This window comes from Paraburkholderia sp. J63, from assembly GCF_905220245.1.
Taxonomy (GTDB): domain Bacteria; phylum Pseudomonadota; class Gammaproteobacteria; order Burkholderiales; family Burkholderiaceae; genus Paraburkholderia.
Window position 1 is genome coordinate 63,114 of record NZ_CAJMZF010000014.1, and the last position, 12,075, is coordinate 75,188.

Consider the following 12,075-nt stretch of genomic DNA (forward strand, 5'->3'; position numbering starts at 1 on the left):
AGCGGCCGGCCATGAGCGTCGCCGTGCGATTTACCGACATCCGCAAGGACTTCGGCCCCGTGCGCGTGCTGCACGGCGTCACCTTCGAGCTCGCGCCCGGCCGCATCCATGGTCTGCTCGGCGAGAACGGCGCGGGCAAGTCCACGCTCATGAGGATCCTCGCGGGCTACGAGCGCGCGAGCGCGGGCGAGATGCTCGTGGACGGGCGCGCGTGCAGTTTCGAGGGCTCGCGCGAGGCCGAGGCCGCCGGCATCGTGCTGATCCATCAGGAGTTCAACCTCGCCGAGCATCTGACGATCGCGCAGAACATCTTTCTCGGTCACGAGAAGAAGCGCGGCCCCTTCGTCGACGATGCCGCGATGCGCCGTGAAGCGCGCGCCCTGCTCGCGCAGGTGGGGCTCGCGCGCAGCCCGGACACGCCGGTGCGCGAGCTGATCGTCGCGGAAAAGCAACTGGTGGAGATTGCGAAGGCGCTGTCGCGGCACGCGCGCCTGCTCATCATGGACGAGCCCACCGCGACGCTCACGCCCGCCGAAACCGCGCGCCTCTTTGCGCTGATGACGAAGCTGCGCGCCGACGGCACGACGATCGTCTATATCTCGCACAAGCTCGACGAAGTCGAGCGCATCACCGACGACGTGATCGTGATGCGCGACGGCCGCTTCGTCGCGGCGAGCGCGACGGCGGGGCTCGCGCGCCAGCAGATGGCGAACCTGATGGTGGGGCGTGAGCTCTCCGACATGTTCCCGGAAAAGACGCCGGCGAGCGCCGATGCGCCCGTCGCGCTGCGCGTGAGCGGTCTTGCGGTGCCGGGCAGGGTCGAGGACCTGAGCTTCGAGGTGCGCGCGGGCGAGATTCTGGGCTTCGCGGGGCTCGTGGGCGCGGGGCGTAGCGAAGCGTTCGAGGCGATCGTGGGCCTGCGCGCGCGGCGCGCCGGGACGATCGAGATCGATGGGCGCGCGGTGGCGCTCAGGCATCCGCGCGACGCCGTGCGCCACGGCCTCACGTATCTGAGCGAGGACCGCAAGGGGCGCGGCCTGCATCTGGACCTGAGTCTCCAGGACAACCTCACGCTGATGACGCTCGAACGCTACGGCTGGCCGCTGCTCGATCTCAAGGCGGGACGGCGCGCGCTGGAGACGGCGGTGCGCGAATTCGGCATCCGCACCGGCGATCTTTCCAGTCGCGCGCGCATGCTCTCGGGCGGCAACCAGCAGAAGCTCGCGCTCGCCAAATTTCTGCAGCCCGACCCGCGCGTGATCGTGCTCGACGAGCCCACGCGCGGCGTCGATATCGGCGCGAAACGCGACATCTATTTCCTGATCCAGCGGCTCGCGGCCTCGGGGCGCGCCGTGATCGTGATCTCGTCCGAGCTCATCGAGCTGATCGGCCTTGCGCACCGCGTCGCCGTGATGCGCGCGGGCCGGCTCGTCGCCACGCTCGCCGAGGCGCAGCTCAACGAAGAGGAGCTCATCGCTCATGCAACCGGCACCCACTGAAGCGGCGCACCCGCACGGCCGCGCACGGCGCCTCGCCGCGCTCGCGCACCGGCTCGCGGGCGTGGGCCCGCTCATCGGCCTGATCGCGCTATGCGTGCTCGGCACGCTGCTCAACCGCGACTTCGCCACCGTCGACAACCTGCTCAACGTGCTCACGCGCACTTCGTTCATCGGCATCATTTCGGTGGGCATGACCTTCGTGATCATCTCGGGCGGCATCGATCTTTCCGTGGGCTCGATGGCCGCGCTCATCGCGGGCGTGATGATCTGGACGATGAACACGCTCGCGGCGGGCGTGGGCGGCCATGCGCTCGCGCCCGTGGCCATCGTGGCGATCGGCATCGCGATTGCGCTCGCGCTCGGCGCGCTGTTCGGGCTCGCGCACGGCTTGCTGATCACGCGCGGACGCATCGAGCCGTTCATCGTGACGCTCGGCACGCTCGGCATCTTCCGCTCGGTGCTCACGTGGCTCGCCGATGGCGGTGCGCTCACGCTGCAGAACAATCTCGCCGATCTCTACGGGCCCGTCTATTACGCGAGCCTTTTCGGCGTGCCGGTGCCCGTCTGGGTGTTCGCGCTCACCGCGGTGGGCGGCGCGCTGATCCTCAATCGCACGGCGTTCGGGCGTCACGTGCAGGCGATCGGCTCGAACGAGCAGGTGGCGCGCTATGCGGCCATACGCGTCGATCGCGTGAAGTGCGCGACTTATGTGCTCGTCGGCATGTGCGTGGGCGTGGCGACCGTGCTCTACGTGCCGCGCCTCGGCTCCGCCACGCCGACCACGGGCTTGCTGTGGGAGCTCGAAGCGATCGCGGCCGTGGTGGTGGGCGGCACCGCGCTCAAGGGCGGCGAAGGCCGCGTGGCGGGCACCGTGGTGGGCGCGGTGCTGCTCTCGGTGATCGCGAACATCCTCAATCTCACGAGCATCATCAGCGTGTATCTCAATGCGGCGGTGCAGGGCGTGGCAATCATCGCCGTGGCCTTCCTGCAGCGCGGCAGGCGGTGAGTTGATTTGGTATGGATTACGAAATATTTATGAGCTATCGGAAAGCAGGTGCTTAAAAGTGCTTGAGCGGCAGGCAGAAGGAGGCAGGACTTTCACACGGTCACACGGACGACGCTCGCATGAGCGCACATGAGGAGACGGCAACATGAACAAGGCGATTCGCAGGTTCTGCGGGGCGGGCGTACTGGCGCTCGGCGTGGCGGCGGTGCTCGGCACAGCGCCCGCGCGGGCGCAAGAGAAAGTGACGCTGGGCGTGGCGATTCCGACTGCCGATCACGGCTTCACGGGCGGCATCGTCTGGTGGGCGAACGAGGCGAAGAAGGATCTCGAGAAGGCGCATCCGGACCTGAAGATCATCGTCAAGACCGCCGCCAACGCGCCCGATCAGGCCAACCAGTTGCAGGACCTCGTGACCGTCAACAAGATCAACGCGCTCGTGATCTTCCCATACGAGTCGGCGTCGCTCACGCAGCCGGTGGCGCAGGTGAAGAAGAAAGGCGTCTACGTGACGGTGGTGGACCGCGGCCTCACGGATAAAAGTGCTCAGGATGCCTACGTAGCTGGTGATAACACCGCGTTCGGCAAGATCCCCGCCGAATATCTCGCGAAGCAGCTGAACGGCAAGGGCGACATCGTCGCGTTGCGCGGCATTCCCACGACGCTCGACAACGAGCGCTGGACCGCCTTCACGTCGGTGCTCAAGAACTATCCCGACATGAAGATCCTCGACGCGAAGTACGCGAACTGGAACCGCGACGATGCGTTCCGCACCATGCAGGACTTCCTCACGCGCTTCAAGCACATCGACGCGGTCTGGGCCGCCGACGACGACATGGCCGTGGGCGTGCTCAAGGCGATCGACCAGGCCAAGCGTACGGACATCAAGATCGTGTTCGGCGGCGCGGGATCGAAGGACATGGTCAAGCGCGTGATGGACGGCGACCCGCTCATCAAGGCCGACGTGTCGTATTCGCCGAAGTTCATCTACGACGCGATCAAGCTGACCGCCGAGGCGCGCCTGCAGGGCAAGTCGCTGCCGCCCACGACGATCATTCCTTCGGTGCTCATCACGAAGGAGAACGCGAAGCAGTTCTACTTCCCCGACTCGCCGTTCTGAGGTCGGGCCGCAACGAGGGAGGTTGGCGATGAAAACCATCAAGGGGCCGGCGATTTTCCTCGCCCAGTTCCTCGGCGACGACGCGCCGTTCGACAGCTTCGCGCACATGGCCGAGTGGGCCGCGCAACTGGGCTACAAGGGCATTCAGGTGCCCTGCGACGCGCGCCTGATCGATCTCGACCGGGCCGCGTCGAGCGTCGCGTACTGCGACGAGCTGCGCCAGGTCGCCGAGGACGCGGGCGTCGCGATCACCGAGCTCTCGACGCATCTGCAAGGCCAGCTCGTGGCCGTGCATCCGGCCTACGACGCGCTATTCGACGGCTTTGCCGCGCCGCACGTGCGCGGCGACCGCGAGGCGCGCACTGCGTGGGCCATCGGGCAACTGATGCTGGCCGCGAAGGCGTCGAAGAACCTGGGGCTGGCCGCGCACGTGACGTTTTCGGGCGCGCTCGCGTGGCCGTATCTGTATCCGTGGCCGCAGCGGCCGGCAGGGCTCGTCGAGACCGCGTTCGAAGCGCTCGCGCAGCGCTGGCGGCCGATTCTCGATGCGTTCGATGCCGCGGGCGTCGACGTATGCTACGAGCTGCATCCGGGCGAGGACCTGCACGACGGCGTGACGTTCGAGCGTTTTCTTGCGGCCGTGGACGAGCATCCGCGCGCGAACATCCTCTACGACCCGAGCCATTTCGTGTTGCAGCAGCTCGATTACCTCGCGTTCATCGACCTCTATCACGCGCGCATCAAGGCATTTCACGTGAAGGACGCGGAGTTCCGGCCCAGCGGCCGCCAGGGCGTCTACGGCGGCTACAGCAACTGGGTCGAGCGCGCGGGGCGCTTTCGCTCGCTGGGCGACGGGCAGATCGACTTCGGCGCGATCTTCTCGAAACTCACGCAGTACGACTACCCCGGCTGGGCCGTGCTCGAATGGGAGTGCGCGCTCAAGCATCCGCACGACGGTGCGCGCGAGGGCGCCGAGTTTATCCGGCGGCACATCATCCGCGTGGCCGAGCATGCATTCGACGACTTCGCCGGCAGCGGCATCGACGCCGCGGGGCTGAAGAGCGTGCTCGGTCTCTGAAGACCGGCGCGAGGATGCAATGCAGTGCGTCGCGCGCGCTGCACGATTGTGCAGGCGGCAAATGACTTCATGCGCATGCAACGCGTGCACATTAATGCAGGCATTTTGTTGCCGGTACGCATCGGCAATTCCTGAAGGAGCGAGGCAATGGCAGCGAGCGCGGCACGAAGACTCAGGCTCGGCATGGTCGGCGGCGGCGAGGGCGCCTTCATCGGCGCCGTGCACCGCATTGCGGCGCGGCTCGACGACTGCTTCGAGCTGGTCGCGGGCGCATTGTCGTCCGATGCGGGGCGTGCGCAGGCGAGCGCCGAGGCAATCGGCCTCGCGCGCAGCTACGCGGACTGGCGCGAGATGGCGCGCGCGGAAGGCGCACGCAAAGACGGCATCGACGTCGTGGCGATCGTCACGCCCAACCATCTGCACGCTCCCGTGGCGCACGCGTTCATGGACGCCGGCATCCACGTGATTTGCGACAAGCCGCTTGCCGTGTCGCTCGCCGAGGGCGAGGCGCTTGCGCAGCACGCGCGCGCGGCGAATCTCGTGTTCGCGCTCACCCATACCTACTCGGGCTATCCGCTCGTGCGCCATGCGCGGGAGCTCGTCGCGGCGGGCGAGCTTGGCGAGGTGCGCATCGTGCAGGTCGAATATGCGCAGGACTGGCTCGCCACGCCGCTCGAACGCGATGGCGCGAACCGGCAGGCGAGCTGGCGCACGGACCCGGCGCAGGCGGGACCGGCCGGTTGTCTCGGCGATATCGGCACGCATGCCTGGCAGTTGGCGGCGTTCGTGAGCGGTCTCACGCCCGAATCGGTCGCGGCCGACGTGCATACCTTCGTGCCGGGGCGGCGCGTAGACGATCACGTGGAGGCGCTGCTGCGCTACGCGAACGGCGCGCGCGGCATGCTGTGGGCGAGCCAGGTGGCGAGCGGCGCGGAGAATGCGCTGCGCCTGCGGGTCTACGGCACACGGGCGGGGCTGGCGTTCGATCAGGAGGAGCCCAACGTGTTGTGGTTCACGCCGCAAGGCGGCGAGGCGCAGCGCCTCACGCGCGGCCGCGTGACGGGCGCGGCCGCGCGCCATGCCACACGTGTGCCGCCGGGTCATCCCGAGGGCTATCTGGAGGCGTTCGCGCAGCTCTATCGCGACGCGGCGACGCAGATCCGTGCGCGTGAGCAGGGCATTGCGCCGCCGCCGGAGAGCCGGTTGCTGACCACGGTCGACGACGGCGTGGCCGGGCTGCGCTTCATCGAAGCCGTGCTCGCGAGCAGCGCGGCGAACGGCGCCTGGCGAAGCATCGGTTGATGCGTTGGAGCAAGCCCGCGGCATGGCACGGATCGTATGGCCATTCGGATGAATGGAGCGGATCGCGTCGGACAGCGAAACTTGAGGCGGGTTTAACCAGCTTCAAAGGAACAGCATGTCTAACGTAATACAGATGAATTTCGATGTCGCTTCGAACATCACGCGAAGGAGTTGGGGGATGAGCGCAAGCGCATTGGTACAGGTCCGCATCGATCCGGCGCTCAAGGAGCGCGCGTCGGCGGTGCTCGAAAGCATGGGGCTCACCGTTTCGGACGCGGTGCGCATTCTGCTCACACGCGTCGCGAACGAAGGCGCTTTGCCTTTCGACTTCGCGGTCGATCCGGCCACGCATGACGCGTGGTTCCGCGCGAAGGTGCGCGAGGCGCTTGAAGATCCGCAGCCGGGCATCGAGGCGGACGAGGTGGAGGCGCATTTCGCGAAGCGGGGCGCGGCGGCGGTGAGCAACGCGCCTTAACCGAGGCGAAGAGCCCGCGCGCTGCGGTCGAGCCGCCCGACTCGCCGCTTTACTGCGCGAGATACACGAACTTGCCGCCGCGTATCGTGCCCATCACGCTCGCGCGCTGGTCGAGGCCCACGTGGTCTTTTTCGCTGGTGTTGACCACGCCGTTGGGCACGACCAGCTCGTGGGCGTGCTCGAGCTCGCGGCGCAATGCCACGCGAAACGCCTCCGTGCCAGGCTGCGCGCTCTTGAGCGCGCGTGTCACGGCGTCCTGCAGGCGCGGGTAGACGCCGGCCGCGTCGCCCGCGAACTGCGTGACCGTGCCCGGGCCGTATTTGGCCTCATAAGCCTCGACGAACGCGAGCGCCGCCTTCTGCGCCGGCTGGTCCGCCGGCAGCGTGCGCGCGACCACGACCGGTTGCGTCGGGAACAGCGTGCCTTCCACGTCCTTGCCGCCCAGCTTGATGAATTCGGGCGTGGCGATGCCGTGCGTCTGATAAATCGCGCCCTTGTAGCCGCGCTCGACCAGCGTGCGCTGCGGCAGCACGGTGGGCGTGCCGGCGCCCGCGATCAGCACGGCGTCGGGTTTGGCGGCAATCAGCTTGAGGATCTGGCCCGTCACGCTGGCGTCGGTGCGGTTAAAGCGCTCGGTCGCCACGATCTGGATGTTGCGTTCCTTCGCGAACTTCGTGAATTCGTTGAGCCAGCTGTCGCCGTAGCTGTCCGCAAAGCCGATGAAGCCCACGGTCTTCACGCCGTGCGCGGCCATGTAGCGCGTCATCACGTCGGCCATCGCGGCGTCGGTCTGCGCCATCTTGAAGGCCCACACGCGTGCGCCTTGCTGCGGCTCGACCACGGAGCCCGAGCCCACCAGCGTGATCATCGGCGTTTTGGCCTCGGCCACGGGGTCGAGCGCGGCGAGCGCCGCCGGCGTGATGTTCGGCCCGACGATCACGTCCACGTGATCCTCATTGATGAGCTTGTGGATGTTGCGCACCGCGGCGCCCGGGTCGGAGCCGTCGTCGAGCACGATGTAGTCGGTCTTCTGGCCCGCGATCTCCGGGGGCCACATCAGCATGGCGTTCTTGCTCGTGATGCCGATGGCTGCAGCGGGGCCCGTGCTCGACAGATCGATGCCGACCTTGAGGTCCGCATGCGCAGCGGGCGCAAACGCGGCAGCAGCAAGCGCGGCCGCCGCCGCGAGCGGACGCAGCGTAGCGAAAGGCGAACGCGGGGACGAACTCAGGAACGAACTCAGACGCGGATACGGCTTCATGCGATGGGTCTCCAGGAGGAAATGAAGCGAGAAGCGTTGTTGTAATGAGGCTTGATCGTTGTTCCGGCGCGTTGGCGCGCGCCGTGCCAGGCTCGCGCGTGCTTGTGCTTTACAGCTCGTAAGTCTCGTGCTCGCCCTTGAGCGCCTGCTCGATCAGCTTGCGGTTCAGGCTCGGCGAGAGCAGTTCCACCAGCGTATAGACGTAGCTGCGCAGGTACGCGCCCTGTTTGAGCGCCACGCGCGTCACGTTGCTGCCGAACAGGTGGCCCACGGGCACCGCGCGCAGATGGCGGTCGCGCTCGGCATTGAACGCGATGTCGGCCATGATGCCCACGCCCATGCCCAGTTCCACGTAGGTCTTGATCACGTCCGCGTCGATAGCTTCGAGCACGATGTCGGGCGAGAGGCCGCGCAAGCGGAACGCGTCGTTGATCTTCGTACGGCCCGCGAACGCGTTGTCGTAGGTGATGAGCGGAAACTGGGCCAGATCGTCGAGCGAGAGCGGCTTGCGCTCGAGCAGCGGGTGGTCGGGCAGCATCACCGCCACGTGGTGCCAGTTGAAGCAGGGCAGCGAGACCAGCTCCTTGTACCCCGAAATGGCTTCGGTCGCGATGCAGAGGTCGGCCTGGTCGTGCAGCACCATGTCGGCCACCTGGGTCGGGCTACCTTGCAGAATCGAAAGGTGCACCTTCGGGAAGCGCCGCTTGAATTCGGCGATGGCCGCCGGCAGCGAGTAGCGCGCCTGGGTGTGCGTGGCCGCGATGACCAGATTGCCCTGATCCTGCGCCGCGTAGTCCTTGCCCACGCGCTTCAGGCTCTCCACTTCCTGCAGGATGCGCTCCACCGAGGCGAGGATGATGCGCCCCGGCTCCGTGAGCGAGCGCACGCGCTTGCCGTGCCGCGTAAAGATTTCGACCCCGAGTTCATCCTCCAGCTCGATGATCGCCTTCGAGACGCCCGGCTGGCTTGTATACAGGGCCTTCGCCGCCTCCGTGAGGTTGAAGTTCTGGCGCACGGCCTCGCGCACGAAGCGGAACTGGTGGAGGTTCATATATAACCCCTTGGCATATCAACCTGATTTTTAGATCGTTTGAAATATAAAGCGAGTTTATTACCATTCCCCCAAGTTTTCCAATATGGATATCTGTTTTGGTCATTAGCAAAGGAGCGGTGCATTGAAGGGCACCCCTCCCAAGCGACGATCAAGGCGGTCGAATTGAAATCGGAGCGCGCGGCGTAACCGGAACGCTGCGAATGAACAACCCTGGGGTCCCCGAATGTACCAATACGATCAGTACGACCAGACCATCGTTGACGAACGCGTCGCGCAATACAGCGACCAGGTTCGCCGGCGCCTCTCGGGCGAATTGAGCGAAGAAGAGTTCCGCCCGCTGCGCCTGCAGAACGGCCTGTACTACCAGCGCCACGCCTACATGCACCGCATCGCGATTCCGTACGGTAACCTGCGCAGCGACCAGTTGCGCATGCTCGGCCGCATCGCGCGCGAGCACGACCGCGGCTACGGCCACTTCTCGACGCGCTCGAACATCCAGTACAACTGGATCCAGCTCGAAGACACGCCGGAAATCCTGCGCAAGCTCGCCTCGGTGCAGATGCACGGCATCCAGACGTCGGGCAACTGCATCCGCAACATCACCGCCGACCAGTTCGCGGGCGTGGCGCCCGACGAAGTCATCGATCCGCGCCCGTGGGCCGAGATCATGCGCCAGTGGTCGACGTTCCACCCCGAGTTCGCGTGGCTGCCGCGCAAGTTCAAGATCGCCGTCTCCGGCTCGAAGGAAGACCGCGCCGCCGTGCAGATCCACGACCTGGGCGTCTACCTCGACCGTAACGAGAACGGCGAAGTCGTCGCGAGCATTCTCGCGGGCGGCGGCCTCGGCCGCACGCCGATCGTCGGCGCCATCATCAAGCGCGACCTGCCCTGGCAGCATCTGCTGACCTACTGCGAAGCCGTGCTGCGCGTGTACAACCGCTACGGCCGCCGCGACAACCTCTACAAGGCGCGCATCAAGATTCTCGTGAAGGCGCTCTCGCCGGCGAAGTTCGCCGCGCAGGTCGAAGAGGAGTGGCAGCACCTGAAGGACGGCCCCTCGACGCTCACGCAGGAAGAGCTCGACCGCGTCTCGCAGCACTTCGCGCCGCCGGCCTACGAAAAGCTCGCCGATACCGACGCGTCGTACGAGAAGCATCTGCTGGAAAGCCGCGCCTTCGCGCGCTGGGTCGAGCGCAACGTGCGTCCGCACCGCGTGCCGGGCTATGCGTCGGTCACGCTCTCGCTCAAGCCGCGCGACATCGCGCCGGGCGATGCCACCGACGCGCAGATGGAAGCCGTGGCCGACTGGGCCGACGAGTACTCGTTCGGCCAGATCCGCGTCTCGCACGAGCAGAACCTGATCCTCGCCGACGTCAAGAAGCGCGACCTCTACGCGCTCTGGGAAAAGGCGAAGGCGCAAGGCTTCGCCACGGCGAACATCGGCTTGCTGACCGACATCATCGCGTGCCCGGGCGGCGACTTCTGCTCGCTCGCGAATGCGAAGTCGATCCCCATCGCGCTCGCGATCCAGGAGCGTTTCGACAACCTCGATTTCGTCTACGACCTGGGCGACCTGTCGTTCAACATCTCGGGCTGCATGAACTCGTGCGGTCACCATCACGTCGGCAACATCGGCGTGCTGGGCGTCGACAAGGACGGCTCGGAGTGGTACCAGGTGTCGCTCGGCGGCGAGCAGGGCAATGGCGCCAACGGCGCACGCCTTGGCCGCGTGATCGGCCCGTCGTTCTCGGCCGAGGAAATGCCCGACGTGGTGTCGAAGGTGATCGATACGTTCGTCGAGCACCGCATCGACGGCGAGCGCTTCATCGACACGTACGACCGCATCGGCATCGCGCCTTTCAAGGAGCGTGTGTACGCTTCGCGCCAGCCGGCCCACGCATAAGCGGCACGCAACGAGACACGAGGGTTAAGCAAACATGGTTTCATTGATTATCAGGAATCGCGAGATCGTTGAGGACACCTGGCAAGTCGTGCGTGCGGCCGAAGACGGCGCGGTGCCCGAGATTGCGGCGCTGCCCGCTGGCAAGGTGCTGGTGCCGCTCGCACTGTGGCAGGCCGGGCGCGACGCGCTCGTCGCCTCGCGCGGCAAGGACGAGCTCGGCGTGTGGCTCGCGCCCGATAGCGAACCGGCCGACATCGCCGGCGACTTCGACAAGATCGCGCTGATCGGCATCGACTTCCCGGTGTTCCGTGACGGCCGCGGCTATTCGATCGCGCGTCTGCTGCGCGAGCGCTTTGGCTACAAGGGCGAGCTGCGCGCGATCGGCGACGTGCTGCGCGACCAGCTGCGCTTCTACGAGCGCTGCGGCTTCGATGCGTACGCGCTGCGCGCCGACAAGGACATCAACGACGCGCTCAAGGCGTTCACCGAGTTCACGGTGCAGTACCAGGGCGCGTTCGACGAGCCGTCGCCGCTGTTCCGCCGTCGTCTCGCGCAACAAGCACAGCAGGGCGCCGCAGCATGAGTACCGCTTCTGCCACGCTAGCGAATGAAATCGCGCCGGCGCTGCAGGCGAAGATCGAGCGCCTCGACGCGCTGCTCGATTCGATCGCCGCGCGCCACGCCAACGTGAAGCTCGCGAGCAGCCTCGCAGCCGAAGACATGCTGCTCACCCACGCGATCCTCTCGCGCGGCGTGAAGATCGGCATCTTCTCGCTGAACACGGGTCGCCTGCATGCGGAAACGCTCGGCATGATCGACCGAGTGCGCGAGCGCTACGGTTACGAGATCGAGCAGTTTCTGCCGCAGCAGGACGCCGTCGACGAATACGTCGCGCAGCACGGCCTCAACGCGTTCTACGAGAGCATCGATCTGCGCAAGCGCTGCTGCGAGATCCGCAAGGTCGAGCCGCTGAACCGCGCGCTTTCGGACGTTTCCGCCTGGGTCACGGGCCAGCGCCGCGAGCAGTCGGTCACGCGCGCGGAGCTGCACGAGGAGGAGCAGGACAACGCGCGCGGCATCGCCAAGTTCAATCCGCTCGCGGACTGGACCGAAGCCGACGTATGGGCCTATCTGGGCGCCTTCGAGGTGCCGGTGAACCCGCTGCACGCGCGCGGCTACCCGAGCATCGGCTGCGAGCCCTGTACGCGCGCCGTGCGCCCCGGCGAAGACAGCCGGGCGGGCCGCTGGTGGTGGGAGTCGCGCGACACGAAGGAATGCGGGCTGCACATCACGTCGGTTTCCGCAATTCCGGTTGTGCAGGCGCCGGCCGCCGGCCACGCGAACCAGCATTGAAGGTTGTCGCGCCGCTTCCCGAAGGCG

11 protein-coding genes are annotated in these 12,075 nt (G+C 66.7%); 9 read left to right on the forward strand and 2 right to left on the reverse strand.

The genetic code is table 11. The annotated features are described in order from the left end of the window. Window positions 1-11 precede the first annotated feature (11 nt). The 6 genes from U5775_RS17270 (at window position 12) to U5775_RS17295 (ending at window position 6,477) form a co-directional block, all read left to right on the forward strand. Window positions 12-1,499 carry a sugar ABC transporter ATP-binding protein gene (locus U5775_RS17270; RefSeq protein ID WP_322059300.1) on the forward strand — a complete coding sequence of 496 codons (1,488 nt, stop codon included), beginning with the start codon at window positions 12-14 and terminating at the stop codon, window positions 1,497-1,499. Further along, a complete protein-coding gene (locus tag U5775_RS17275) occupies window positions 1,480-2,505 on the forward strand; it encodes an ABC transporter permease (RefSeq protein ID WP_322059301.1) in 1,026 nt (341 codons plus the stop codon). Before U5775_RS17270 ends, U5775_RS17275 begins: the two co-directional genes overlap by 20 nt. Before the next feature lie 145 nt (window positions 2,506-2,650). After that, window positions 2,651-3,622 carry a substrate-binding domain-containing protein gene (locus U5775_RS17280; RefSeq protein WP_322059302.1) on the forward strand — a complete coding sequence of 324 codons (972 nt, stop codon included), beginning with the start codon at window positions 2,651-2,653 and terminating at the stop codon, window positions 3,620-3,622. A 28-nt stretch (window positions 3,623-3,650) separates the two neighbouring features. Further along, window positions 3,651-4,700 carry a sugar phosphate isomerase/epimerase gene (locus U5775_RS17285; RefSeq protein WP_322059303.1) on the forward strand — a complete coding sequence of 350 codons (1,050 nt, stop codon included), beginning with the start codon at window positions 3,651-3,653 and terminating at the stop codon, window positions 4,698-4,700. Between the two features lie 147 nt (window positions 4,701-4,847). After that, window positions 4,848-6,002, forward strand: a complete 1,155-nt coding sequence (locus U5775_RS17290) for a Gfo/Idh/MocA family oxidoreductase (protein ID WP_322059304.1) — start codon at window positions 4,848-4,850, stop codon at window positions 6,000-6,002. A gap of 178 nt (window positions 6,003-6,180) precedes the next feature. Further along, a complete protein-coding gene (locus tag U5775_RS17295) occupies window positions 6,181-6,477 on the forward strand; it encodes a type II toxin-antitoxin system RelB/DinJ family antitoxin (protein ID WP_322059305.1) in 297 nt (98 codons plus the stop codon). A gap of 49 nt (window positions 6,478-6,526) precedes the next feature. Here the strand turns inward: U5775_RS17295 and U5775_RS17300 are convergent, their stop codons facing one another. Together U5775_RS17300 and U5775_RS17305 are read right to left on the reverse strand one after the other, a co-directional pair. Beyond that, window positions 6,527-7,738 (reverse strand): ABC transporter substrate-binding protein, encoded by a 1,212-nt coding sequence (locus tag U5775_RS17300; protein ID WP_322059306.1) that lies wholly within the window; start codon window positions 7,736-7,738, stop codon window positions 6,527-6,529. Window positions 7,739-7,847: 109 nt separating this feature from the next. Beyond that, window positions 7,848-8,789: a CysB family HTH-type transcriptional regulator gene (locus tag U5775_RS17305; RefSeq protein ID WP_322059307.1), complete on the reverse strand. Its 942-nt coding sequence runs from the start codon at window positions 8,787-8,789 to the stop codon at window positions 7,848-7,850. A gap of 226 nt (window positions 8,790-9,015) precedes the next feature. Between U5775_RS17305 and U5775_RS17310 the strand changes: the two genes are divergently transcribed. Genes U5775_RS17310 through U5775_RS17320 form a run of 3 tightly spaced genes read left to right on the forward strand, consistent with a single transcriptional unit; the run spans window position 9,016 to window position 12,048 of the window. Continuing rightward, a complete protein-coding gene (locus tag U5775_RS17310; protein WP_322059308.1) occupies window positions 9,016-10,695 on the forward strand; it encodes a nitrite/sulfite reductase in 1,680 nt (559 codons plus the stop codon). A gap of 34 nt (window positions 10,696-10,729) precedes the next feature. After that, window positions 10,730-11,278, forward strand: coding sequence for a DUF934 domain-containing protein (locus tag U5775_RS17315; protein ID WP_322059309.1), 549 nt, complete (start codon window positions 10,730-10,732; stop codon window positions 11,276-11,278). Further along, complete coding sequence (locus U5775_RS17320; RefSeq protein WP_322059310.1) at window positions 11,275-12,048, forward strand: phosphoadenylyl-sulfate reductase; 774 nt, start codon at window positions 11,275-11,277, stop codon at window positions 12,046-12,048. The genes U5775_RS17315 and U5775_RS17320 overlap by 4 nt, the downstream gene beginning before the upstream one ends. The last annotated feature ends 27 nt before the right edge of the window (window positions 12,049-12,075 follow it).